The sequence below is a fragment of the Streptomyces filipinensis genome (genome assembly GCF_014649495.1).
Classification (GTDB): Bacteria; Actinomycetota; Actinomycetes; order Streptomycetales; family Streptomycetaceae; genus Streptomyces; species Streptomyces filipinensis.
Genome location: NZ_BMTD01000007.1, coordinates 248,661 through 271,163, shown reverse-complemented (window position 1 = coordinate 271,163; position 22,503 = coordinate 248,661). Strand labels below are relative to the sequence as shown.

23 protein-coding genes are annotated in these 22,503 nt (G+C 72.2%); 6 read left to right on the top strand and 17 right to left on the bottom strand.

What is annotated here, in order from left to right; genetic code table 11:
* The first annotated feature begins 24 nt into the window (after positions 1-24).
* Positions 25-1,635, top strand: a complete 1,611-nt coding sequence (locus IE244_RS18450; protein WP_191874716.1) for a 2-isopropylmalate synthase — start codon at positions 25-27, stop codon at positions 1,633-1,635.
* Here IE244_RS18450 and IE244_RS18445 read toward each other — a convergent pair.
* On the bottom strand, positions 1,581-2,510 hold the full coding sequence (locus IE244_RS18445; protein ID WP_229854187.1) for an alpha/beta fold hydrolase: 930 nt from the start codon (positions 2,508-2,510) through the stop codon (positions 1,581-1,583). The two genes, IE244_RS18450 and IE244_RS18445, sit on opposite strands and share 55 nt — an antisense overlap.
* A gap of 252 nt (positions 2,511-2,762) precedes the next feature.
* On the opposite strand from IE244_RS18445, the gene IE244_RS18440 reads away from it, so the two are divergent.
* Positions 2,763-3,113: a DUF1330 domain-containing protein gene (locus IE244_RS18440; RefSeq protein ID WP_191874612.1), complete on the top strand. Its 351-nt coding sequence runs from the start codon at positions 2,763-2,765 to the stop codon at positions 3,111-3,113.
* A 37-nt stretch (positions 3,114-3,150) separates the two neighbouring features.
* Here IE244_RS18440 and IE244_RS18435 read toward each other — a convergent pair whose 3' ends face one another.
* The 9 genes from IE244_RS18435 to IE244_RS18395 form a co-directional block, all read right to left on the bottom strand.
* Entirely contained in the window at positions 3,151-3,525 is a 375-nt protein-coding gene (locus tag IE244_RS18435; protein WP_191874611.1) for a peptidase inhibitor family I36 protein, read from the bottom strand.
* Between the two features lie 64 nt (positions 3,526-3,589).
* Positions 3,590-4,102: a hypothetical protein gene (locus tag IE244_RS18430; RefSeq protein ID WP_191874610.1), complete on the bottom strand. Its 513-nt coding sequence runs from the start codon at positions 4,100-4,102 to the stop codon at positions 3,590-3,592.
* 7 nt (positions 4,103-4,109) lie between these two features.
* Positions 4,110-4,469: a hypothetical protein gene (locus tag IE244_RS18425; RefSeq protein ID WP_191874609.1), complete on the bottom strand. Its 360-nt coding sequence runs from the start codon at positions 4,467-4,469 to the stop codon at positions 4,110-4,112.
* Between the two features lie 183 nt (positions 4,470-4,652).
* Positions 4,653-5,081 carry an ester cyclase gene (locus tag IE244_RS18420; protein ID WP_191874608.1) on the bottom strand — a complete coding sequence of 143 codons (429 nt, stop codon included), beginning with the start codon at positions 5,079-5,081 and terminating at the stop codon, positions 4,653-4,655.
* Between the two features lie 107 nt (positions 5,082-5,188).
* Positions 5,189-5,785: an NADPH-dependent FMN reductase gene (locus IE244_RS18415; protein ID WP_191874607.1), complete on the bottom strand. Its 597-nt coding sequence runs from the start codon at positions 5,783-5,785 to the stop codon at positions 5,189-5,191.
* Positions 5,782-6,774 carry an RNA polymerase sigma-70 factor gene (locus tag IE244_RS18410; protein WP_191874714.1) on the bottom strand — a complete coding sequence of 331 codons (993 nt, stop codon included), beginning with the start codon at positions 6,772-6,774 and terminating at the stop codon, positions 5,782-5,784. Before IE244_RS18410 ends, IE244_RS18415 begins: the two co-directional genes overlap by 4 nt.
* A gap of 301 nt (positions 6,775-7,075) precedes the next feature.
* Positions 7,076-7,741 carry an acetate uptake transporter gene (locus IE244_RS18405; RefSeq protein ID WP_191874606.1) on the bottom strand — a complete coding sequence of 222 codons (666 nt, stop codon included), beginning with the start codon at positions 7,739-7,741 and terminating at the stop codon, positions 7,076-7,078.
* 155 nt (positions 7,742-7,896) lie between these two features.
* Positions 7,897-9,348, bottom strand: a complete 1,452-nt coding sequence (locus tag IE244_RS18400; RefSeq protein ID WP_191874605.1) for a purine-cytosine permease family protein — start codon at positions 9,346-9,348, stop codon at positions 7,897-7,899.
* A 275-nt stretch (positions 9,349-9,623) separates the two neighbouring features.
* Positions 9,624-10,442, bottom strand: a complete 819-nt coding sequence (locus IE244_RS18395) for an AraC family transcriptional regulator (RefSeq protein ID WP_191874604.1) — start codon at positions 10,440-10,442, stop codon at positions 9,624-9,626.
* A gap of 84 nt (positions 10,443-10,526) precedes the next feature.
* Here IE244_RS18395 and IE244_RS18390 point away from each other — a divergent pair, with 84 nt between their 5' ends.
* Complete coding sequence (locus IE244_RS18390; RefSeq protein ID WP_191874603.1) at positions 10,527-11,381, top strand: sulfite exporter TauE/SafE family protein; 855 nt, start codon at positions 10,527-10,529, stop codon at positions 11,379-11,381.
* 50 nt (positions 11,382-11,431) lie between these two features.
* Here the strand turns inward: IE244_RS18390 and IE244_RS18385 are convergent, their stop codons facing one another.
* The 4 genes from IE244_RS18385 to argG form a co-directional block, all read right to left on the bottom strand.
* Positions 11,432-12,508, bottom strand: coding sequence for a fatty acid desaturase family protein (locus IE244_RS18385; protein WP_191874602.1), 1,077 nt, complete (start codon positions 12,506-12,508; stop codon positions 11,432-11,434).
* 166 nt (positions 12,509-12,674) lie between these two features.
* Positions 12,675-13,673: a type I glyceraldehyde-3-phosphate dehydrogenase gene (gene gap, locus IE244_RS18380; RefSeq protein WP_191874601.1), complete on the bottom strand. Its 999-nt coding sequence runs from the start codon at positions 13,671-13,673 to the stop codon at positions 12,675-12,677.
* 125 nt (positions 13,674-13,798) lie between these two features.
* Positions 13,799-14,755, bottom strand: coding sequence for a GlxA family transcriptional regulator (locus tag IE244_RS18375; RefSeq protein ID WP_191874600.1), 957 nt, complete (start codon positions 14,753-14,755; stop codon positions 13,799-13,801).
* A 211-nt stretch (positions 14,756-14,966) separates the two neighbouring features.
* Positions 14,967-16,415: an argininosuccinate synthase gene (argG, locus tag IE244_RS18370; protein ID WP_191874599.1), complete on the bottom strand. Its 1,449-nt coding sequence runs from the start codon at positions 16,413-16,415 to the stop codon at positions 14,967-14,969.
* A gap of 144 nt (positions 16,416-16,559) precedes the next feature.
* Here argG and IE244_RS18365 point away from each other — a divergent pair, with 144 nt between their 5' ends.
* Both IE244_RS18365 and IE244_RS18360 read left to right on the top strand, forming a co-directional pair.
* Positions 16,560-17,369, top strand: a complete 810-nt coding sequence (locus IE244_RS18365; RefSeq protein WP_191874598.1) for a DUF427 domain-containing protein — start codon at positions 16,560-16,562, stop codon at positions 17,367-17,369.
* Positions 17,370-17,633: 264 nt separating this feature from the next.
* Complete coding sequence (locus tag IE244_RS18360) at positions 17,634-18,302, top strand: O-methyltransferase (RefSeq protein WP_191874597.1); 669 nt, start codon at positions 17,634-17,636, stop codon at positions 18,300-18,302.
* A 97-nt stretch (positions 18,303-18,399) separates the two neighbouring features.
* On the opposite strand, the gene IE244_RS18355 is transcribed toward IE244_RS18360, so the two are convergent.
* Both IE244_RS18355 and IE244_RS18350 read right to left on the bottom strand, forming a co-directional pair.
* The gene (locus IE244_RS18355; protein ID WP_191874596.1) at positions 18,400-20,058 is read right to left on the bottom strand and encodes a penicillin-binding transpeptidase domain-containing protein; all 1,659 of its coding nucleotides are present in this window, start codon (positions 20,056-20,058) and stop codon (positions 18,400-18,402) included.
* A 102-nt stretch (positions 20,059-20,160) separates the two neighbouring features.
* Positions 20,161-20,727, bottom strand: coding sequence for a TetR/AcrR family transcriptional regulator (locus IE244_RS18350; RefSeq protein WP_191874595.1), 567 nt, complete (start codon positions 20,725-20,727; stop codon positions 20,161-20,163).
* A gap of 84 nt (positions 20,728-20,811) precedes the next feature.
* Here IE244_RS18350 and IE244_RS18345 point away from each other — a divergent pair, with 84 nt between their 5' ends.
* The gene (locus IE244_RS18345; protein ID WP_191874594.1) at positions 20,812-21,735 is read left to right on the top strand and encodes an SDR family oxidoreductase; all 924 of its coding nucleotides are present in this window, start codon (positions 20,812-20,814) and stop codon (positions 21,733-21,735) included.
* A gap of 149 nt (positions 21,736-21,884) precedes the next feature.
* On the opposite strand, the gene IE244_RS18340 is transcribed toward IE244_RS18345, so the two are convergent.
* On the bottom strand, positions 21,885-22,421 hold the full coding sequence (locus IE244_RS18340) for a P-loop NTPase family protein (RefSeq protein WP_191874593.1): 537 nt from the start codon (positions 22,419-22,421) through the stop codon (positions 21,885-21,887).
* Positions 22,422-22,503 lie beyond the last annotated feature (82 nt).

Here is a 22,503-nt window from a genome sequence, read left to right as displayed (position 1 = left end):
ACGACCGGCGGGCGCCCGGGAGTCATGCCGTCCGGGCGCTACGCACGACCACGGCCCCCGGACCTGCCCGACCGCGCCTGGCCCGGCAAGGTCCTCACCGCGGCGCCACGCTGGCTCTCCACGGACCTGCGGGACGGCAACCAGGCGCTGATCGAGCCGATGAGCCCCGACCGCAAGCTGCGGCTGTTCGAGACGCTCGTGGCCATGGGCTACCGCGAGATCGAGATCGGTTTCCCCGCCGCGAGCAGCACCGACCACGCGTTCGTACGGCGGCTGATCACCGAGGACCGCGTCCCCGACGACGTACGGATCTCGGTCCTCACGCCGGCCCGTGACGAGCTGATCGACCGCACCGTGCGCTCCCTGGCCGGCGCCCGCGCCGCCACCGTCCACCTCTACAACGCCACCTCTCCGTTGTTGCGCCGCGTGGTGTTCGGCGCCACGCGGGAGGAGTGCAGAACCCTCGCCGTGCGCGGCACCGAGCACGTCCTCAGGTACGCGGAACAGCGACTGGCCGACTGCGAGCTGGGCTTCGAGTACTCCCCCGAGTTCTTCAGCGAGACGGAGGGGGACTTCGCGCTGGAGGTCTGCGAGGCGGTCATGGACGTCTGGCAGCCGGGCCCCGACCGCGAGATCGTCCTCAACCTGCCCGCGACGGTCGAGTGCGGCACGCCCAACGTCTACGCCGACCAGGTCGAGCGCATGAGCCGGAGCCTGTCCCGCCGGGCGCACGTGGCCCTGTCGGTCCACCCGCACAACGACCGCGGCACCGCCGTGGCCGCCGCCGAACTGGCCGTGCTGGCGGGCGCCGACCGCATCGAGGGCTGTCTGTTCGGAGGGGGCGAGCGCACCGGCAACGTCTGCCTGGTCACCCTCGGCCTCAATCTGCACGCCCAGGGCGTCGATCCCGGTATCGACTTCTCCGACATCGACGGCGTCCGCCGCACCGTCGAGGCGTGCACGGGCCTGCCGGTGCACCCCCGCCATCCGTACGCGGGCGACCTCGTCTACACCTCCTTCTCCGGCTCCCACCAGGACGCGATCAAGAAGGGGTTCGAGGCGATGGAGGCGCGGGCCGCGCACGACGGTGTGCCGCTGGAGCGAGCCCGGTGGGCGGTCCCCTATCTGCCGATCGACCCGGCGGACGTCGGCCGCTCGTACGAGGCCGTCATCCGGGTCAACAGCCAGTCGGGCAAGGGCGGCGTGGCCTATCTGATGCGCCAGGAGCACGGCTTCGAGCTTCCGCGCCGTCTGCAGATCGAGTTCGCGCGCGTGGTCCAGGAACACACGGACGCCGACGGCGGCGAGATCACCGCGGACCGGCTGGGCGCACTGTTCCGGACGGAGTACCTGGACGCGGCCGGCCCCGGGGAGGGGCAGGGTACGGACGTCCGGGTCCTGGCGTACGAGGAGCAGGCTCGGCGCGCACCGGACGGGACGTCCGAGGTCGTCGTCTATGCCGAGTGTGCGGCCGAGGGCGCTGCCGCGGCCCGTACCGTGTGGGGCGTGGGCTGCGCGGCGGACCGCGCGCGGGCGCTGGAGCGGGCCCGGGCCGGCGCCGCCGGACGGGCTCGGCGGGCTCAAGTCCCCACGCCCCCCGCGTCCGGGCGCCCGTCAGCGGCCGTGGCCGGGTGATCCGCGCCCAGGGACGCGAAGAACCCCTCCAGCGCGGCCGTGACCTCCACGGGCCGCTCCAGGGGCGGCAGATGACCGGTGTCGGGCAGTTCGATGTGCCGTGCTCCCGGGATCTCCTGCTGCAGCAGCGTGGACACCTCCCGGATCTCCGGTACGTCGCACAGGCCGCTGATCACCAGCGTCGGGGTCGTCACCTGCGCGAGGCGTCCCCTGGCCGGGGGCCGCGGGAGCAGTTCGGTGGCGCGGGGCGCGCTCCAGATCCGCTGCCGGGTCAGCCGGCCCATCTCCACGGCGCGCCGCCACACCTCGGGACACACCGCCGTGCGGTCCCGGCCCTCCCCCGCCACGAGGAACTCCGCGTCCGCCTCCGCGACGGCGTCCAGGTCGGCGGGTTCGATCCGCTCGGCGGTACCCGCCTCGTAGCGCCGCAGCCGCTCCGCCGGGACCACGGCGTGCAGCCGCCGCCGGGCCCGGTCCACCATCGTCCGCGGCCACTGGTGCCCCGAGAGGCCGGGGGCGACCAGGACGAGCGCCCGGAACCGGTCCGGCCTGGTCAGTGCGGCGTCCAGGGCGATCCTGCCGCCGTCGGACGCCCCGACGACCGCGGCCCGTCGGACACGGCGCTCGTCCATCAGCGCGATCAGATCCAGATGGTGGCCGAACTCCCCGACCGCGTCCGCGGAGGCACCCCGGCCCCGCCAGTCGTAGCGGATCACCCGGTAGCCGGCCGCCAGGGCGGTGAACTGCGCGTCCCACATGCGCCGGTCCGCGCAGCCCGCGTGCACGAACACGACGGCCTCGCCGCTGCCCGCCTCGTCGTACGCGATCTCCGCCCTGGTCGCCGGGGCCTGCCGAGCCGTGCCGATGACCAACACCCACCTCCGTGCCGTACCGTCGCGCTCCGCGCGCTCAGCTGCGGCCTACCCGTCGGGGTGCGGGAAGTCCGGCGCGTTCACTCCGGGCGAACAGTGCGAAAGGAACGAACAAGGCAGGCAGATGGACAACGCGGTAGAGGGGGGAAGGCACACGCCTTCCCCCGGCCCCGATTACCCGGAAGGTCATCGCCCCCGGCGCCCGCCCACGGCAGGATGGTGGATGTCAGCAGCCGACCGACAGGGAAGGACCCGATGTCCGCCTACGCGATAGCCCACCTTCAGGAAGCCGCCCCGCACCCGGAGATCGCCGAGTACATCGCCCGCATCACCGCCACCTTCGAGCCGTACGGCGGCCGGTTCCTCGTGCACGGCGCCGCGCACGAGGTGAAGGAGGGCTCCTGGCCCGGGCATGCCATCGTGATCGGCTTCCCGTCGATCGAGCAGGCACGGGCATGGTGGGACTCCGACGCGTACCAGGCCATCGCCCCCCTGCGGTCCCGGCACATCGAGGGCGACATCATCCTCGTTCCGGGCGTGAGCGAGGACTACGACGCTGCCGCCACCGCACGGGCCATGCTGGAGAGCCTCCCCGACCACGGGTAGACCCGCCGCGCCGCGTTGACGGCTGGTGGCCGGTGGTTCAGCAGCTCATGGTCCAGGTGTGCGAGCCGCCCTGGTCGTTCGCGGCGGCGTTGTAGCCGACCTCCTCACCCGGGGCCAGGCAGATGGTGACATGGCCCGACAGCTCGCGGCCCGAGTACACCCGGACATGGTCCTTGACCCCGGGCCCGGAGATGCCGTGGTTCGCCCAGGAAGAGTCGTACCCGGCCATGTCACCCTCCCACCAGTGGTCGTCCCCGCTGTGCTCGATCTTCAGCCCCTGGAAGTTGGCGTCCGTCCACACACAGAAGTTCCCGCTGCCGCAGGGCACCGCCTGCGCGGAGGCGGAGGTGGCGAGCACGGCCCCGGCGGACAGGGCGGTGGCGACGAGCAGGGCGGCGAGGCGCTTGGTCATGACGATGGGTTCCTTTCGGTCGAAGGCACCGGTGCCGGTGCCACTGGTCTGCGATGCGTCGCCTTCACGGGTGACGGGTCAGGAGGACGGTGGCTTCGGTGACGGCATGTGTCCGCAGCCGCTGCCACTCGGTGATCTCGGCCTGGTGCCGGGCGCGGACCTCGGCCAGGGTGCGGTGGGTCGCGGTGGCCTCCGGCCGCAGGTTGTTCACGACCACCGAGGTACGGAACCAGCGCACCTGGTCGCCGTACAGGCGCCGTTGGGCCGCCGCGAGACAGCCGTCCGTGTGGGCGCGGACCACATAGCCCGTGGGCAGGCGGACGGACAGTTCCGCCGGGCCCGTGCCGAACAGCGCGTCGGAGAGCCGCTGTTGCGCGGCGGGCGAGGGTGTGCGGGCGCCGGGTCGGGGCGGGGCGAGGCCGCGGTGGGCGAGGCAGTCGTCGGTGAGTCGCCGCGTGGCGGCCTTGACCACGTCGTCGGCGGAGGGGCGGGGGGACGTGTCCGCCCTCGTCGTGCAGGCCGTCAGGGACAGGCCCAGCGCCAGGAGCGCGGCGCCGGCCGGCAGAAGGGGTCGCATGTGTGGTTCAGCCCGGCTGGCATCCCATCGTGGTGTCGCTGACGCCGTCGAATCTCTGCGCCCATTCCCAGGAGTTGGCGTAGTCGTCGGGCCGGATCGCACGGTAGAGACAGCCGTCGGGCCGGTAGCTGATCGCGTAGACCGTGACGGGGGCGTGCGAGTCGAAGGAGTACGCGTGCCGCTTCACACGGGGGTCGGCCTCCTTGTAGCCGGGTGGCGCGTAGTCCCAGGCGCCGCCGGGCCCCATCTGGTCGGGCTCGGGCCAGAAGTACACGTGTCCGGGGGGCACGGCGGCGGCGTGGGTGGACGGGGCGGCGGCCGGGACGAGGGCAGCCGCCAGCGCGGACATGATCACGAGGGGACGCATGGCCAGGGCATGCCCGAGGGGTTGTCGCCCCATGCGGCTCCGGCGCCCGGTTCACCTCTTTCAGCGATCATGGAGCGAGCGTTGGCCGGGAGTGCGCTCGCGCACGCGGTCACCGCGTGGGCCGGTCCGTCCCAACTCGCCGACCCTCGGCGGGCGTTGCTCCCGGCCCTTCCGGGGCATACCTCAGTGGGCGCCCAGTTGCGTCATCTGCGTGAGGACGTCCACGACGCCCCAGATCTCGGCGATGCGGCCGTCCTGGAAACGCAGGACGAAGATCTCGCCGTAGCTGACGGACCTGCCGGTCGGCGGCACACCACGGAATTCGCCCCGGTGGGTCCCGGTCACCGTGTTCCTGGCCACGACCTTGTCCCCCTCGGCGATCACGTCCTCGACCGTGACATGGATGTCGGGAAACGCGCCCAGGAGCACCGACCACACCTGCTTGAGTGCCTGGGCCCCCGTCATGCCCATCGGGACCGGCGCGTGGAACGCCAGGTCCGGCGTGACCAGTTCATCGATCGTCTTCGCGATGACGTCCGGATCACCGCTGTTCACGGCTTCGTTGAGATGGTGGGCGATCTCCTTGTTACGGGTGGTCTCCTCCATGGCCATGCGGCTTCCCCTGTTCTCCTCGGACTGCTACGGACGTGGCCGGCCGGGTTCCGGCCACACACAACTGACGGAACGGCTCCTCGCGAGGTGACATCACGTGTGCTTCCTCACCGTGGGTGCGACCCGGCCGTGGCCCGGGACCGCGCGCGCAGCGGGGCGAGCGCCCGCGCCCACGCCAGCAGTTCGTCGACGAGCCCGTGCACTTCGGAGACGTGCAGCTCCCGCGGACGGAACTCGGCGAAGTTCTCGAAGTCCTCGCGCAGTGTCAGCGCCACCTGCGGGCCGATGTCGGCCATGCGCAGCACGCCCGCCTGGGCGCGCAGCTTCTGGACGGCCATGACCGCGCCGAAGACCCCGTAGCCGACGTAGCCGACCGGCTTGCCGCCCCACTCCGCGTAGAGGTAGTCGATGGCGTTGGTCAGCGCGGCCGGCGGGGCGGCGTTGTATTCGGGGGTGACGACGACGAAGGCGTCGTAGGACCCGATCCGTTCGGCCCAGCGCCGGGTGTGCGGCCGTCCGCCCGGCGCCATGCGCGCCGGGACCGCCTCGTCGAGCAGCGGCAGCGCGTAGTCCTTCACGTCGACGAGTTCGAAGTCCGCGGTGCCGCCCGCGTGTCCGGCCGCCGTGTCCCTCACCCAGGCGGCCACCCGGTCGCCTTTGCGGCCGGGGCGGGTGCTGCCGATGATGACGCCGATTCTGGTCACGTCCGGTTCTCCTGATCTGCTTCCGGTGCGGGCTCCGGTGGGGTGGACAGGGCTGGTGGGTCCTGGAACCCCGCGTCCAGGCGGGCCCGGTGTGCTTCGCGCAGGAGGGCCCAGGCGTCCGCGACGGGGCCCAGGTGGGCGAGTTTGTCGGGGTTGGTGACCGTGCGGATCGCCTGGATCCGTCCGTCCAGGACGTCGAGTGTCCAGGTGTTGACGACCTTGCCGTCGCGGTCGCGGAAGACCGCGCCGGCATCGCCGTTCACCTGGCGTGGTTCCATGACACCGCCGACAGCGGCGAACGGGGGGAGGAGCACGGCGAGCATGTGGCACACCTGGTCGGCGCCGAAGAGTCCCCCGGACCACCGCGGCGCCTTGCCGCCGCTGTCCGCGACCATCCGGACGTCGGCGGCGAGCAGGTCCCGCAGCCCGTCGACGTCGCCGTGCCGCAAGGCGTCGAAGAACCGTGCCGCGAGTTCCTCGCGTTCCCTGCGGTCGGCCTCGAACCGTGGCCTGCCCGCGCGCATGTGGCGGCGCGCGCGTACGGCGAGCTGGCGGCAGGCCGACTCGGAGCGCCCGACGGCCGCGGCGATCTCGGGGAACCCGAAGGCGAACACCTCGCGCAGCACGAACACCGCGCGTTCGAGGGGGCTGAGCCGCTCCAGCAGGAGCAGCGACGCGGTGGACAGGGAGTCGGCCAGCTCCGCCGCGTGCTCCGGGTCCTGGTACGGGTCGGTGAGCAGCGGCTCGGGGAACCACGGCCCGACGTACTCCTCGCGCCGCACCCGGGCCGAGCGCAGCACGTCGATCGAGATCCGGGTGACCGTGGCCGAGAGGAACGCCCTGGTCGATGCGGGCCGGGTCGCGGAGAGGTCGTAGCGCAGCCAGGTCTCCTGCACCGCGTCCTCGGCCTCGCTCACGCTGCCCAGGAGGCGGTAGGCGAGGGAGAACAGCAGCGGCCGCAGTCGCTCGAACTCCTCGGCCCGGCTCACCCGGGTCCCCGCGGACACCGCCATGACCATCGCCTCCTTGATCCCGAAGCCGTTCTTCGCGATCTGAGACGAGACAGCCCGGCCGGCTGTGACATCGCCGCGGAGGAGATCCGGGACGGCCCGCGGGGCAGGAGGCCGCAGCGGAGGTCGAGGAGGGTGCCCGCAAGCGGTTCACGCGTGCGGGCCGGCGGCCGTCACGGCTTCAGCCCGCCTGCGGCACGGCGGAGGGCAGCGCCCGGGGGCCTGGGCGACGTCCTCGTCGCGGTGCCGGTGAAGCGACCGCCGACCGTCCTTCAGGGCCTCAGGCGCGGCGCTCCTCCCGAACCGGGGGAGCCACGCCGGGCCGGCGTGGGCCCACGGGCATGAGGGTGCGGCCGTGGGACTCGTTGATGACGGTCGCCGCCGAGGCGTACCAGGCGGCGAGTCCCGTGGCGATGCCGAACCAGCCGCCCACCTGTGTCATGGCGTGCGGCTCCGCACCCGTCTGGAAGGCACCGATGGCCAGGAAGAGGTAGGTGAGCGCGAGCAGCACCAGCACCGTCAGGACGGCCAGGCTGACCCGCAGCGCGGCGATGGCCATGTAGGCCGTGAAGATCGCCCAGCCGAGCAGGAACAGGCCGAGCGCGTTGTGCGCGCCACCGGCGAGTGCCAGGCGCGGTGCGATCCACCAGTAGGACAGCCAGAAGGACGCGTACGAGACGAACGCCGTCGCGCCGAACGTGTTGCCGCGGCGGAACTCGAACAGACCCGCGGCGAACTGGGCGAGACCGCCGTAGAACGCGGCCAGGCCCAGTACCGGCACGATGGCGGCGCTCTCCTTCAACAGGTTGGTGTTGATGATCGAGAGCAGCAGCGTGGTCAGGGCGAAGCCGGCCAGTCCCAGCGGGGCGGGGTCGCCCCACACCGCCGGGCGCGGGTTGTCCGCCGGTGGCTGCTCCGGGTGCAGGCTCCTCGTGTCCTCGTTCATGTCCGGCATCCCTTCGACCAGAGCCGAGGACCAGCAGCCGACGCTCGCCGAGCCCACGAACGTGCTGGTCAAAACCCCGAGGCGGGCTGACGACACTCACATGTCGCCTGCGTCTACCTTTACGTAAAGTACCCATTTGTCGTATTCATTAGCCCTCAGGGCTCGCGGTGCTCGTGTGCCGCCTGCTCCAGCGCCTCCGCCTCGGCCTGGGCCAGGCGCGTCTCGGCGTCCACGTCGATCGAGCGGGTCAGCCACCAGTACAGCAGCGCGGAGACCGGAAGGCCGATGAACAGGGAGATGTCCGCGCCGCCCAGCGCCTTGGCGGCGGGGCCGACGTACAGGGTGCCCACGGAGAAGAAGGGGATCATGACGGCGAAGCCGACCAGGTAGGCGATGATGCCGTGCCAGCCCCACCGGCCGTAGATGCCGTGCGGGTTGAAGATCTCGGCGATGGCGTAGTGTCCGCGGCGCACGACGTAGTAGTCCATCAGGTTCACGGCGGTCCACGGGATGAACAGGTAGAGCACCAGCAGCAGGAAGTTGTTGAAGTTCGCGAGGAAGTTGGAGGTCGCGGCCAGTGCGCCGACCAGGGAGAGTGCCGCGGTCAGACCGAGGGTCAGCAGGCGTACGCCCAGGGTGGGCCGCACCCGCTTGAACGAGTCGATGCCGCTGATGAGGGTCAGCGAACCGCCGTACATGTTCAGCGCGGTGACGGACACCAGGCCCAGCGCGGCGAAGAGCAGCACGATCGCGCCGAAGCCGACGAACACCTTGTCCCCGGCCGCGTTGATCGACCTGATGGTGTCGAAGCCCTTCCCCGCCCAGGCGGCCAGCAGTGTGCCGAGGACCATCAGCCAGATGCCGCCGAGCGCGGAGCCGAAGTACGTCCAGTAGAAGGTCTTGCGGACCGTCACGTCCGGCGGCAGGTAGCGCGAGTAGTCGGAGACGTAGATGGCCCAGCTGATCTGGTAGCCGGCGACCACGCCGAACTGCGCGAGGAACGGGGTCCACTTGAAGGCGCCGAGGTCGAAGGAGCCCGCCGGGTAGTGGAGGGTGACGAGGACACCCACGGTGAAGATCCCGAAGATGACCAGGAACGCGTACGTCAGGACCCGTTCGGCCTTGTGGATGATGTCGTAGCCGACCAGCGCGATGACGAGCGCGACCACGGTGACCACGACCACCCACAGCTTGACGCCGCCGTGCAGGGTGGCGTGCAGGGATTCGGCGGCGAGGATGCTGTTGAAGACGTTGAACCCCGCGTACTGCACATACGCGAAGAGCCACACCAGCAGGGCGCCGACGTAACCGAACTGGGGGCGCGACTGGATCATCTGCGGCAGGCCCAGCTGCGGGCCCTGCGCCGAGTGGAAGGCCATGAAGAAGGTGCCGATGACGGTGCCGGCCACGATGGACAGCAGGGACCAGATCAGGTTGCCGCCCTCGGTGATGCTGATCAGTCCGACGGCCAGGGTCGCGATCTGGGCGTTCGACATGAACCACAGCGGGCCCAGATGCCAGAGCTTGCCGTGCCGCTCGTCCAGGGGGACGTAGTCGATGGACCGGACCTCAAGGCCGGACACCCTTGGCTCAGCCGATGTGCTCATGACGCCTCCCGGCGGTCCGGTCTGCCTCTGGGACACATTGTTCTCCGCCGCGCACGGCGTGACGAGTGGGAGGGCGCGGGTCCAGGGGGCGCCCGGGCCGGGCGAAGGCCGCCGGCCCCGCCCCGCGCGCGGCAGGACCGGGCCGGCGGCCTCCCGGCGGTGTCCGGCGGGCGCGCTACGGCGGCCGGGGGGCGTGCCGGCGCTCCGCCCCGGAGGGCGGCGTGGTTCGGCGTTCCTCCCGGAAGGTGACATGCCGGCCGACGGCGGGGTCCTCCTCAGGCATCCCCGCCCGCGGCCGGCCCGTCCTCGCGGTGTGTCCCGCCGCCGCGGCGATGGCTTGTGGTGAAGCGGGACGGGGGCATGCCGAAGGCGCGGGTGAAGGCGGCGGTCAGGGCCGCCGGAGAGGCATAACCGAGACGGCCGGAGACCTCGGTGACCGACGCCGTGCGCAGCAGCGGCACGGCGGCGAGCAGACGGGCGCGGGTACGCCAGACGGCCGGGCTCTCGCCGGTCTCGGCGCGGAAGCGCCGGGTGAAGGCCCGTTCGCTCATGGCCGCCCGCGCCGCCCATGCCGCGTTGGTGACGCCGGTGTCCGGGGCGGCCAGATAGTCACGGCAGAGCGCCGCGAGGTCGGCGGCGGCGGGGACCGCCACATGGAACGGGAGCGGGGTGCGCGCGGCGATCTCATGCAGGAGGAGTGCCACGACGCAGCCTTCCCGGCCGGAGAGGCTGTAGTCGGCCTCGAACTCGACGGCCGTCAGGAGCAGTTCGCGCAGCAGGGGCGGGACGTCGACGACCGTGCAGGTGACGGGCCACCAGGGCACGGCAGCCGGTTCGACGTAGAGGCTCCGCGTGCTCACCTCCAGCATACGGACCCGGTGCCGCGTGGTGGCCGGGATCAGCACGGCCCGCTCGGGCGGGACGGTCCAGGTGCCCTCGGGCGTGTCGACGACCATGACGCCCGTCGCACCGTAGAGGAACTGCGCGCGCCGGTGCTGGTGCCAGTCGAGCACATGGCCGGGCGGGTAGTCGGTGCCGATGGGCAGGACGGCCCGGTCCACATGGTCGACCTCGTCCAGGGAGACGTTCTTCACGCGGTCACTGTAGGGGCCGAGTCTCGAAGGAATGCTGCCGGGCATCGCATGCGAGCAGGTCGTGGTGGCTGATGAGGTGGCCCTGTGAACGACGTGGTACTTCTCGGCATCGGACTTCTGACCGGCGTGACGACGGTCCTGTTCGGGTTCGGCGGCGGCTTCGTCGCGGTCCCGGTCCTGGTGTGGGCGAACGCGGCACTCGGCGCGGACGCGATACGGGTGGCGACGGCCACCTCGGCCCTGGTGATGCTGGTGAACGCGGGGTTCGCCACGGCCGTCACGCCCCGGCGCATCCTCCGTGCCCTGCGCGGCAGCCGCGCGCTGCTGCTCCTGCTGGCGGCCGGGGCCGCGGCCGGTGCGCTCGCCACCCGGCACGCCCCGGCCGGTCAGGCCCACTGGGGGTTCGTCGTGTACGTCGCCCTCACCATCGTCGATCTGCTGCTGCGCCCGGGCTTCCTGCGGCGGCGCGGACCGGCCGAGGCGAGCCACGGGGGCCGGACCGAGGAGACCCGCGGGGCCCGGACCGAGGCGAGCCGCGGGGTGCCCCGGCCCCTGCCCGCGGTCCTCGGCGCGCCGATCGGCGCCCTGGCGGCCTTCCTCGGCGTGGGCGGCAGCGTCATGACGGTCCCCGCGCTGCGCCGGGCCGGGCACCCGATGCGTGTGGCGACGGCGCTGGCCAACCCCCTCACCTTCGCCATCGCGCTGCCCGCCACCGCGCTCTCGCTCTGCGCGACGGGCGCCGGCCCCCTCGCCGCGGACACCCATCTGCGTCTGGTCGGCCTCGTCGACCTCCGTGCCGCCGGGGCGCTGCTCGTCGGCGCCCTGCCCGTCATCGCGGTGCTGCGGCGCCGCCCGCCCCGGATCCCGGACCGCGCCTACGCGTGGGTGTACCTCGCGCTGCTCGGCGCCGTGGAGGCCGCGATGCTGCTCGCGGGCTGAGGCGGGTCCCCGCGGCGGACGACGAGCCGTCAGCGGGTGCGAGGAGGCCGTCAGGATGCCTTACGCCGCCGCCTGATCGGCTCCCCCACCCGGTGCAGGTGGGTGAGGGCCTCGCGGTAGGACCGGAGCAGGCCGGTCTCGTGGTACGGCACGCCGATCTCCGCGCAGTACTCGCGCACGATGCCCTGGGCCCGCCGCAGATGAGGGGTGGGCATGCTCGGGAACAGATGGTGCTCGATCTGGTAGTTCAGCCCGCCGAGCAGCACATCGGTGAACCGGCCGCCGCGTACGTTGCGGGAGGTGAGGACCTGACGGCGCAGGAAGTCGGGGCGCTCGTCACCGCTGAAGGTGGGCATGCCCTTGTGGTTCGGGGCGAAGGTGCAGCCGAGGTAGACGCCGAAGAGGCACTGGTGCACGGCGAGGAACGCCACCGCCTTGCCGGGCGGGAGCACCAGGAACAGCGCGGACCCGTACGCGGCGAGGTGCAGGAAGAGCAGGCCGCCTTCCAGCAGCCGGTGCTTCATGCCCGGCGAGCGCAGCGCGCGCACGCTCGCGACATGCAAGTTGAAGCCCTCCAGCGTCAGCAGCGGGAAGAACAGCCACGCCTGGTGGCCGCCGATGAGCCGGGCCAGACCACGGCTGTCCCGGGCCTGGGCCGTGGACCACACGAGGATGTCCGGGGCGACGTCCGGGTCGAGTTCCTCGTGGTTGGGGTTGGCGTGGTGGCGGGTGTGCTTGTTCATCCACCAGCCGTAGCTCATGCCGATCCCGAGATTGCCGAAGAGCCGGCCCCATGTCTCGCTCGGCCCGCCCCGCCGGAACACCTGCCGGTGCGCCAGGTCGTGGGCGACCAAGGCGATCTGTCCGGACATCAGCGCCAGGAAGGCGGCCACCGCCAGCTGCCACCAGGTGTCCCCGAGCGCGAGGAAGGCCCCCCAGCCCGCCGCCGTCAGCGCGATCACCAGACCGAGCCGTGCCGTGTAGTAGCCAGGGCGCCGCCTCAGCAGACCCGCCTCGGCGATACGCCGGGACAGCCGGGCGAAGTCGCTGCCCGCCGCGGGGCCGGACCGGCGGGAACGGGCGGGCGGCACCCCGGCGTCGAGCGAGGCATGAGTGGATGTCGTCATGCCGTCGAGTCTCGGCACGCCCGTGCGAGCGGAACAGCCGGCCAGTCACCGGACCGGATGGGGGGCTTTCCCTACGCCGCCGCAGGGTGTTGCCACCACTCCACGCGGCTGACCTCGGCGTTTCCTGGACCGCGCCCGGGCATCCGGCCCCGGTCCGGGTCTCCGGTCAGCGCGCGGCGAGGAGTTCCAGCGTGTCGATCACACGGTGGGAGAAGCCCCATTCGTTGTCGTACCAGGCGACCACCTTGATGTGACGGCCGTCGACGCGGGTGAGGAGGGAGTCGAAGACGGAGGAGGCCGGGTTGCCCGTGATGTCGGCGGAGACCAGCGGGTCGTCCGAGTACTCCAGGATGCCGGCCAGCGCGCCCTGTGCCGCGGTGCGGTAGGCCGCGAGCACGTCCTCGCGGGTCACGTCGCGTGCGACGGTCGTGTTGAGTTCGACGATCGAGCCCACCGGGACGGGCACCCGGATCGAGTCGCCCGACAGCTTGCCGTCGAGGTTCGGCAGCACCAGGCCGATCGCCTTCGCCGCGCCCGTCGTGGTGGGCACGATGTTGACGGCGGCGGCGCGGGCCCGGCGGGCGTCCCGGTGCGGACCGTCCTGGAGGTTCTGCTCCTGTGTATAGGCGTGCACCGTGGTCATGAACCCGTGCTCGATCCCGGCGAGTTCGTCCAGCACGGCGGCCAGCGGCGCGAGCGCGTTGGTGGTGCAGGAGGCGTTCGAGACGATCGTGTGCAGGGCCGGGTCGTACGCGTCGGTGTTGACCCCGTACGCGAGGGTGACGTCGGCGCCGTCGGACGGCGCGCTCACGAGTACCTTCCGCGCGCCCGCGTCGAGGTGCGCGCGGGCGGCCTTCGCCGAGGTGAAGCGGCCGGTCGCCTCCAGCGCGACGTCCACGCCGAGTTCGGCCCACGGCAGCCGCGCCGGGTCGCGCTCGGCGAGGACGGTGATGCGACGGCCGTCGACGACGAGGGCGTCGCCGTCGACGGTCACCGGGCGGCCGAGTCGGCCGGCCGTCGTGTCGTAGGCGAGGAGCCGCGCGAGGGTGGCGGGCTCGGTGAGGTCGTTCACGGCGACGACCTCAAGGTCGCTGTCGCGTTCGAGCAGTGCGCGCAGCACATTGCGTCCGATACGGCCGAACCCATTGATGGCGATGCGAGTCATGAGGGGTGTCCCTTGGATTCTGCTGGGTGCTGATGGTCTTCGGTGCGCCACCAGCGTCGCCTGCCGTCGGCGCGGATGACCGTGTCGTGAGCGCCATGGTTCGCAAGGATCGCGCCAGGGCCCGGCTACTCGCCCTGGGTGAAGGTGCGCCGGTACTCGCTGGGGGTGGTGCCGAGGATGCGCTGGAAGTGGGTCCGCAGATTGGTGCCGGTGCCGAGGCCGACGTCGGTGGCGATCTGCTCGATGCCGCGTTCCGAGCGTTCGAGCAGTTCCCGGGCCAGGTCGACGCGGGCGCGCATCACCCACTGCATCGGCGTGTAGCCGGTGTCCTCGACGAAGCGCCGGGAGAGCGTGCGCGGCGAGACCGCGGCATGCCGGGCGAGCACCGTGAGGGTGAGGGGCTCGGCGAGGCGGTGCAGGGCCCACTCGCGGGTCGCGGCGAACCGCTCGCCGAGCGGCTCGGGCACACTGCGCGGCACGTACTGGGCCTGGCCTCCGCTGCGGTAGGGGGCGGCGACCAGGCGCCGCGCCGCGTGGTTCGACACGGCGACCCCGAGGTCCTTGCGCAGGATGTGCAGGCACAGATCGATGCCGGAGGCGGCGCCGGCCGATGTCAGCACACTGCCCTCGTCGACGAAGAGCACGTTCTCGTCGACCCGGACGAGCGGGTGCTTCGCCGCGAGGGCCCGTGCGTAGTGCCAGTGCGTCGTCGCGCGCCTGCCGTCGAGCAGGCCCGTGGCGGCGAGCGCGAAGGCCCCCGTCGAGATCGCGGCGAGCCGGGTGCCCCGGGCGTGGGCGGCGAGCAGGGCGTCGACGACGGACCGCGGCGGGTCCTCACGGTCCGGGAACCGGTACCCGGGGAGGAAGACGATGTCCGCCCACGCGAGGGCTTCCAGGCCGTGGGCGACGTGGTACGACAGCCCGTCACCGCCCGCCACCAGGCCGGGCACCGCCCCGCACACCCGCACCTCGTACGGCATGCTCGCCCGCGTCGTGAACACCTGCGCCGGGATCCCGACATCGAGCGGCTTCGCGCCTTCGAGCACCAGGACGGCGACGTGTTGCAGACGGGGGGACGGCACGTCACACAGCGTACGAGAGCCGCGGGCGCCCCTGCCGCGGCGGTACGGGCGGGCGATGCCGGACAGGCCGTCGCGGGCCACAGCGCCGCTGCCCCACTCGCCGTGCCGTACGGACACCGGGCAGCGCCGTTGCCCGGCGTACGGCGACGGGCCCCGCCGGTGTGAGACCGGCGGGGCCCGCTGCCCGAGGCGGGTGGCCCGCCGGGTGGCGTCAGTCCGTGCCGGATTCCATCGCGGCGCGGTCCAGGGCCGCGTCCTCCTCCGAGACCTCGCCCCGGGAGGCGATCGCCTCGGCGCCGCCCTGGGGCATCGCGCCGATCAGACCCGTGGAGGCGGCCTGGGCCGCGCCGATCAAGGCCGGGTGCTCGGTGCCGACCATGCCGAGGTCCGCATACTGCTCGAGTCGCGCGCGGGAGTCGGCGATGTCGAGGTTGCGCATGGTGAGCTGGCCGATCCGGTCCGCCGGGCCGAACGCGGAGTCCTCGGTCCGCTCCATGGACAGCTTGTCCGGGTGGTAGCTGAACGCCGGGCCGGTGGTGTCGAGGATCGAGTAGTCCTCGCCGCGCCGCAGCCGCAGCGTCACCTCGCCGGTGACCGCCGCGCCGACCCAGCGCTGCAGCGACTCCCGGATCATCAGCGCCTGCGGGTCCAGCCAGCGGCCCTCGTACATGAGGCGGCCGAGCTTGCGGCCCTCGTTGTGGTACTGGGCGAGGGTGTCCTCGTTGTGGATCGCGTTGACCAGGCGCTCGTACGCCGTGTGCAGCAGCGCCATGCCGGGCGCCTCGTAGATGCCGCGGCTCTTGGCCTCGATGATCCGGTTCTCGATCTGGTCGGACATGCCGAGGCCGTGCCGGCCGCCGATGGCGTTGGCCTCCATGACCAGCTCGACCGGCGAGGCGAACTCCTTGCCGTTGACCGTCACCGGCCGGCCCTGGTCGAAGCCGATCGTCACGTCCTCCGGGGCGATCTCGACCGAGGGGTCCCAGAACCGCACGCCCATGATCGGCTCGACCGTCTCGACGCCGGTGTCCAGGTGCTCCAGGGTCTTGGCCTCGTGGGTGGCGCCCCAGATGTTGGCGTCGGTCGAGTACGCCTTCTCCGTGCTGTCGCGGTAGGGCAGCCCGTGCGCGAGCAGCCACTCCGACATCTCCTTGCGGCCGCCCAGCTCGGTGACGAAGTCGGAGTCCAGCCACGGCTTGTAGATGCGCAGGTGGGGGTTGGCGAGCAGGCCGTACCGGTAGAACCGCTCGATGTCGTTGCCCTTGAAGGTGGAGCCGTCGCCCCAGATCTGCACGTCGTCCTCAAGCATGGCCCGGACCAGGAGGGTGCCGGTGACGGCGCGGCCGAGGGGCGTGGTGTTGAAGTAGGCGCGCCCGCCGGAGCGGATGTGGAACGCGCCGCAGGCGAGTGCGGCCAGCCCCTCCTCGACCAGGGCGGCGCGGCAGTCGACCAGGCGCGCGATCTCGGCACCGTAGGTGGTCGCACGGCCGGGCACCGAGGCGATGTCGGGCTCGTCGTACTGGCCGATGTCGGCGGTGTAGGTGCACGGGACGGCGCCCTTGTCGCGCATCCACGCGACGGCGACCGACGTGTCGAGGCCGCCGGAGAACGCGATACCGACGCGCTCGCCGACCGGAAGGGAAGTGAGGACCTTGGACATAGGAAGAGTATGCATCATTCCGTATGCCCATGCATAGTGCGGCTTCACCGCGGGTCCCTTCGGGTGCGACGGCCCGCCTGGCACGCGGCCCGCCGCTGCGCCAGCATGGAGCCGCCTCACGACGAGGGAGAAGGAGGTCCGGCCATGACCACCCACGGCACCGCCCGGCCGTCGCACACCACCCCGGAGGGCCTCCTCTGGGAGCCCAGCGAGCGCTGGGTGCGCGGCCGGACGGGCGAGGTCACCGTCGTCGACAGCCGGCGTCCGCTCCTCGTGTGGGAGCCCGGCGTCCCGGTGCCGCTCTACGCCTTCCCGCGCGCGGACGTGCGTGAGGACCTGCTGCGCCCGGCGAAGAACCCGCCGACCGGGACCCACACCGGATCGACGCTCTTCTACGACCTCCTGCTGGACGGTGAGCTGCTGGAGAACGCGGCCTGGACGTTTCCCTCGGAGGACCTGGCCGGCCACGTCGCCTTCGAGTGGTTCCGGCGCACGGGCAGGGGCCTGGACCACTGGTACGAGGAGGAAGAGGAGATCTTCGTCCACCCGCGCGACCCGCACAGACGCGCCGACGCGATCCCCAGCAGCCGGCACGTCGTCGTCGAGATCGGCGGCCGGGTGGTCGCCGACACCCGCCGGCCGGTCCTCCTCTTCGAGACCGGCCTGCCCACCCGCTACTACCTTCCACCCGAGGACGTCCGCCTCGACCTGTTCCAGCCCACGGACCACCGCACCGGCTGCCCCTACAAGGGCACCGCCCGGTACTGGTCCTGGCGCGCTGCGCACGGCGCGGCGGACGTCCCGCCCGACATCGCGTGGAGCTACCCGGAGCCGCTGCCCGCGGTGGCCGCGATCAGGGGGCTGCTCGCCTTCTACAACGAGGCGGTCGACATCACGGTGGACGGCGAACGCCTCGAACGCCCGGTCACGCACTTCACCCGGGCGCGGTCCTGAGGGCGCCGCCCAGCCCGACGACGTCCCGGCTCCGGCCCGTACATGCCCGCCGGCACCTGCTGCGGCGGCGGCACGTCGAGGCCGGCGCCGCCCGCCTCTTCGACCCCGGGGCCGAGTATCAGGTAGCGGTTGCCCTCCCCCACTCCAAGCCAGCGCCTCAACTGCTTCGGCAACCGCTTCCGCTCGCAAAGCCATTGACAGGCCGCTGGACTCCTCCAGTACGTTCCCTTTCGGAACTTAGTGAGTACTGAAAGGGAACCTACCGTGTCTCAGCAGACGTGGACCGCCGTCGACGACTACTTCAACGGCCTGCTCGTGGAGGAGGACGACGCCCTGCTGGCGGCCGCCGAGGACAGCGACGCCGCCGGGCTGCCGGCGATACAGGTGGCTCCCAACCAGGGCAAGTTGCTGAACCTGCTCGCCCGGCTCCGGGCCGCTCGCCGGATCCTGGAGATCGGCACTCTCGGCGGCTACAGCACCATCTGGCTCGCCCGCGCCCTGCCGGAGGACGGCCGCCTGGTCACGCTGGAGAGCGATCCGGACTACGCCGCCGTCGCCGCCGCCAACATCGCCCGCGCCGGACTGGATCACCTCGTCGACATCCGCGTCGGCAACGCCCGGGACTCGCTGCCCGTGCTCGAAGCCGAGGAAGCCGGCCCGTTCGACCTGGTCTTCATCGACGCCGACAAGCCCGCCAACCCCGAGTACCTGCGATGGGCGCTGAAGCTGACGCGACCCGGCAGTGTCATCGTCGGCGACAACGTCGTCCGCGACGGCGCCGTCACCGACGCGGCCAGCGACGACCCCCGCGTGCAGGGGGTCCGCCGGTTCACCGAACTCATCGCCGGGCACCCCCGGTTGACCGCCACCACGCTCCAGACGGTCGGCTCCAAGGGCTACGACGGCTTCACCCTCGCCCTCGTCACCGACTGAGCAAGACGGGGCGGCGCCGAGCGCCCGGGACGTCACCGTCGCCACGCCGTCGGCGTGCGGACAGGGGCAAGCGCCGCCTCCCGCGAGGGAGTTGGGTTCAGCCGCCGGTCAGCAGCCGCCGGACCACGTATCCGGCCGAGTCCACGCCCGAGCTGCCGCCTTCGACGAGCGCCGCGACCGAGATGCGGGAGTTGTACGCGGTGAGCCAGCCGTTGGTGTGGTCCCCCTCCTCCGCGGTGCCGGTCTTGGCGCCGACCCCCACCAGTCCGCCCAGCCGCGGAGCGGCCGTACCGCTGGTGGCGACGCCGCGCATCATCGACTGCAGATAGCCGGCCGTCCGGGCGGACAGGGGCCGGGGCGCGGTTTCCTGGTGCTGGCCCGGCAGGACGACCGGCTGTTCGAAGCCGGCGTTGCGGACGGTGGCCGCCACGGACGCCATGACCAGGGGCGTGGCGGTGACCTTGCCCTGGCCGATGAACTGGGCCGCCTGGTCGCCGCCCTCGACGTCCGCCGGAATGCTCGGATCGGTGGTGGCGACCCCGCCGCCGATGGACCAGCTGCCCAGGCCGAACACGTTCACGGCCTCGTCGTGCAGGGCGGAGGCGTCGCCGTCGTGCACGAGGTAGTGGAAGCCGTCCTTGATGAAGGAGGTGTTGCAGGACACCGTGAACGCCTGGGCGAGGGAGGAGCCGGGGTCGGCCCGGACTCCGGAGTCGTTGTGGAACAGCTGACTGTTGGCCATCAGGGAGTCGGTGCACGGCGCCGGGCTGCTCGGTGTGAGCCCCGCCCTGTCGAAGAGGGCCGCCGCGGTGACGATCTTCATCGTGGAGCCGGGGGACTTGATGCCGTTGATGGCGATGTCGCCGTCGTCGCCCGTGTGCGCGATCGCGAGGATGTGGCCGTTGCGCCAGTCGAGCGCCACGGTCCCGGCGGGCTTCCGCTGGAGGTGGGCGTCCTTGACGGCGCGCTCGGCCGCTGACTGGAGGCCGGCGTCGATGGTGGTCCTGACGGTCGCCGGCCGGCCCTTGGAGAAGACCTTCAGCGTCTCCACGCCCGCGCCGTCGCCGTCGACCACGGCCACGCCCGTTCCGGGACTGCCGCCGGTGGCCTTCGCGTTCTTGCCGATCGCCGCCGCGATGTCCCGCAGCGACGCGAAACGCGACAGGTCGGTCCTGCCGTCGCTCGCGACGACCTTGGCGCCGGCCGAGCCGGGCGGCAGCTTGCCCGCGGTCAGCGACTGGCCGTCGCCGAGGCCCGGGTAGAGCACCGAGTTGTTCCAGTGGACCGCCAGCTGACCGTTCGTGCTCTTCCGCACCGCCACCGCGCTCTGGTAGCTCCAGGTGCCTCCCGCGACCCGGGCGGTGACGTCGAAGGTGACCTTGGTGGCCCCCTGCGTCACCGACGACGGTCCCGCGTCGAGGATGTGGTCGAACGACAGCTTCTTCAGGTGCAGGCCGCGGGCGTAGTCGCGCAGTGCCTGCGAGGCGGCGTCCGGTACGTCGGTGTCGCTCGCCGCACCGTCGAGGTGCTGCTGGGACCAGGTGTCCAGGAACGCGCGGGCCAGCTTCTTCGCCTCGGCACCCGACGGGGGCGTACTCGACACCGCCGAGGGGTCGAAACCGCGTGCTGCCTGGGAGGTGTCGTCACCGGCCGAACCGGAGACCAAGCCGTGCACGATGTTGTAGGTACCGATTCCCCCGAGGACGAGCAGCGCGGTGGATGTACCGGCGATGCCGATCTTCACAGCTCTGTTCATGCGCAGGATCGTATGTAGATTCCATGAAAGCGCGTGCCCGCCGTCGGTAGATCGTTATCTGAACGTCAAGCCGCCACAGGCGTCGTGACCGCCGCGGCACTGCTACGCGCCCGAGGCCACGGCCTTGAGTTCGGTCAGCGACTCCCGGATCAGCTGCTGCATCGAGGCTTCCTCGGCCGGTGCGATCCAGCGTTCGAAAGCGATCTTGAAGACGGCGACCGCCGCCTCGGCGGCCAGGCTCGCGGCCGGCTCCGCGACGCCGCGACCGCGCAGGGCGCCGGCCAGCGCGGCCGCCAGCGACGCGAGCTTGATCAGCTCGCGCTCCTGGAGCTCCGCGTTCGCCGTGATCACCGCGTGCCGCCGGCGTGCGAACTCGCGCCGGTCGGCGAACATCTCCGCGACGGCGTCCAGACCGACCGTCAGCGCGGCGAGCGGAGCCGCCGGCGCGGGGGCACCGGCGACCGCCCGCACGAACAGGTCCTCCAGCTCACCGGCGCCGGCGAACAACACCTCGCGCTTGTCGGCGTAGTGCCGGAAGAAGGTCCGCTCCGTGAGCCCGGCACTCCTGGCGATCTCCGCCACGGTGGTCTGCTCGTACCCGCGCTCGGCGTAGAGCGCCAGTGCGGCCGCCGCCAGGCGTCCGCGCGCGTCCGGCTCCCATCTCCCCATGCGGAGATCTTACGTGATGACAGACACTGACATCAGGTGTAGCGTCTATGACAGTCACTGACATCGACAGGTGGGGGCTCTCCCATGCGCATCTTCGTCACCGGCGCGTCCGGCTGGATCGGATCCGCCGTCGTACCCGAACTCATCGAGACGGGGCACCAGGTCCTCGGGCTCGCCCGCTCCGACGCCTCCGCCGCCGCGCTCGGCGCGGCGGGCGCAGAGGTCGTCCGCGGCACCGTCGACGACGTCGACGTGTTGCGGGACGCGGCCGCCGCGTCGGACGGGGTGATCCACCTCGCCTTCAAGCACGACATCGCCTTCAGCGGTGACTTCCGGGGCGCCGCCGAGGCGGACCGCCGCGCCGTCGACGCCTTCGGCGAAGCGCTCGCCGGCACCGGCCGGCCGTTCGTCCTCGCCTCCGGTGTGGCGGGCCTGACGCCCGGACGCGTGGCGACCGAACGGGACATGCCCACGTCCGACGGATCCCCGGTCTCGATCCGGGCGGTCACCGCGCAGGAGGTGCTCGGTTTCGCCGCGCGTGGCATCCGCTCGTCCGTGATACGGCTCTCGCCGACCTGTCACGGTGAGGGGGACAACGGCTTCATGGCCATGCTGGTCGCCCTCGCCCGCGCGAAGGGCGTCTCCGGCTACATCGGCGACGGTGCCAACCGCTGGCCGGCCGTCCACCGCCTGGACGCCGCACACCTGTTCCGCCTGGCGGTGGAAGGGGCCCCGGCCGGATCGGTGCTGCACGGTGCCGCGGAGGAGGGCGTCGCGATCCGTGACGTCGCCGAGGTGATCGGCCGGCACCTCGACGTGCCGGTGGTCTCCGTGGCCCCCGGGGCCGCGGCCGAGCACTTCGGCTGGCTGGCGGGCTTCCTCGGACTCGACGCCCCGGTGTCGAGCACCCTGACCCGCGAACTGCTGGCTTGGGAGCCGGCACACCCGGCTCTTCTCGAAGATCTCGACAAGGGACACTACTTCCAGACGCCTGCCTCCGGCGTCTGAGGCGACGAGGACGCCCGGCTGGAAGCTCCGCAGACACGGGCCCCAGCCGGGCCGCCGGGCAGGACGGGTGAGCGCGCGCCACGGCTGGACTCGCGGGCGGTCCCGCCCTCGTCCTCGTCGACAGCCCGGCCGCAAGGGCGGTTTCGGAGTCAGAGGTCCAGGGGCGGCAGGACGGCCAGTCCGGTGTCGCGCATGATGTGCTCCACCGTCTCCGCCAAGGAGCTGCCGGCGCCGACGACCGTCTCCGCTCCGCCGGGCAGCAGGTCACGGTGCCGGTACCAGTCCCGCAGGTCGGCCTCACTCACCTCGCCGGCGATCGGCTTGGTCGCATGACGGGCGAGGGTCTCGCCGAACGGCACGTCGAGGTAGTAGCCGTGGGTCGGCCCCCGGTGGTCGGCGCGCAGCCGCGCGAGCATGGCGCCGTAGTGGTCGGCGTACAGGATGCCCTCCACGACCACGTGATAGCCGGCGTCCAGGGCGTAACGGGCGACGGTGTCGATCAGACCGATGTTCGCCGCATCCGGCCGGTCCCGCTCGCGCAGCACGACACGGCGGAGGTTGTCCTGCGCCACCAGGGCGAGCCCACGGCCGAACCGGGCGCGGATGCCGGCCGCGACGGACGACTTGCCCGAGGCGCTGTTGCCCCGCAGCACCACCAGCCGGGTCTGTCGGGTGCCGACTCTCATCCACCGCAGGATAGCGGCCGGCGCCTTTCGCGGCGGCGCCCGTCGGCTGAGCCGAGCCGTGACGCGGGCCATGCCGGTCCGC

Excerpts from the sequence above, each read along its gene's own strand:
- IE244_RS18450 (WP_191874716.1), top strand. The coding sequence starts at position 25 with ATGCCGTCCGGGCGCTACGCACGACCACGGCCCCCGGACCTGCCCGAC.
- IE244_RS18440 (WP_191874612.1), top strand. The coding sequence starts at position 2,763 with ATGTCCGCCTACGCGATAGCCCACCTTCAGGAAGCCGCCCCGCACCCG.
- IE244_RS18435 (WP_191874611.1), bottom strand. The coding sequence starts at position 3,525 with ATGACCAAGCGCCTCGCCGCCCTGCTCGTCGCCACCGCCCTGTCCGCC.
- IE244_RS18430 (WP_191874610.1), bottom strand. The coding sequence starts at position 4,102 with ATGCGACCCCTTCTGCCGGCCGGCGCCGCGCTCCTGGCGCTGGGCCTG.
- IE244_RS18425 (WP_191874609.1), bottom strand. The coding sequence starts at position 4,469 with ATGCGTCCCCTCGTGATCATGTCCGCGCTGGCGGCTGCCCTCGTCCCG.
- IE244_RS18420 (WP_191874608.1), bottom strand. The coding sequence starts at position 5,081 with ATGGCCATGGAGGAGACCACCCGTAACAAGGAGATCGCCCACCATCTC.
- IE244_RS18405 (WP_191874606.1), bottom strand. The coding sequence starts at position 7,741 with ATGAACGAGGACACGAGGAGCCTGCACCCGGAGCAGCCACCGGCGGAC.
- IE244_RS18400 (WP_191874605.1), bottom strand. The coding sequence starts at position 9,348 with ATGAGCACATCGGCTGAGCCAAGGGTGTCCGGCCTTGAGGTCCGGTCC.
- IE244_RS18385 (WP_191874602.1), bottom strand. The coding sequence starts at position 12,508 with ATGACGACATCCACTCATGCCTCGCTCGACGCCGGGGTGCCGCCCGCC.
- gap (WP_191874601.1), bottom strand. The coding sequence starts at position 13,673 with ATGACTCGCATCGCCATCAATGGGTTCGGCCGTATCGGACGCAATGTG.
- argG (WP_191874599.1), bottom strand. The coding sequence starts at position 16,415 with ATGTCCAAGGTCCTCACTTCCCTTCCGGTCGGCGAGCGCGTCGGTATC.
- IE244_RS18365 (WP_191874598.1), top strand. The coding sequence starts at position 16,560 with ATGACCACCCACGGCACCGCCCGGCCGTCGCACACCACCCCGGAGGGC.
- IE244_RS18355 (WP_191874596.1), bottom strand. The coding sequence starts at position 20,058 with ATGAACAGAGCTGTGAAGATCGGCATCGCCGGTACATCCACCGCGCTG.
- IE244_RS18350 (WP_191874595.1), bottom strand. The coding sequence starts at position 20,727 with ATGGGGAGATGGGAGCCGGACGCGCGCGGACGCCTGGCGGCGGCCGCA.
- IE244_RS18345 (WP_191874594.1), top strand. The coding sequence starts at position 20,812 with ATGCGCATCTTCGTCACCGGCGCGTCCGGCTGGATCGGATCCGCCGTC.
- IE244_RS18340 (WP_191874593.1), bottom strand. The coding sequence starts at position 22,421 with ATGAGAGTCGGCACCCGACAGACCCGGCTGGTGGTGCTGCGGGGCAAC.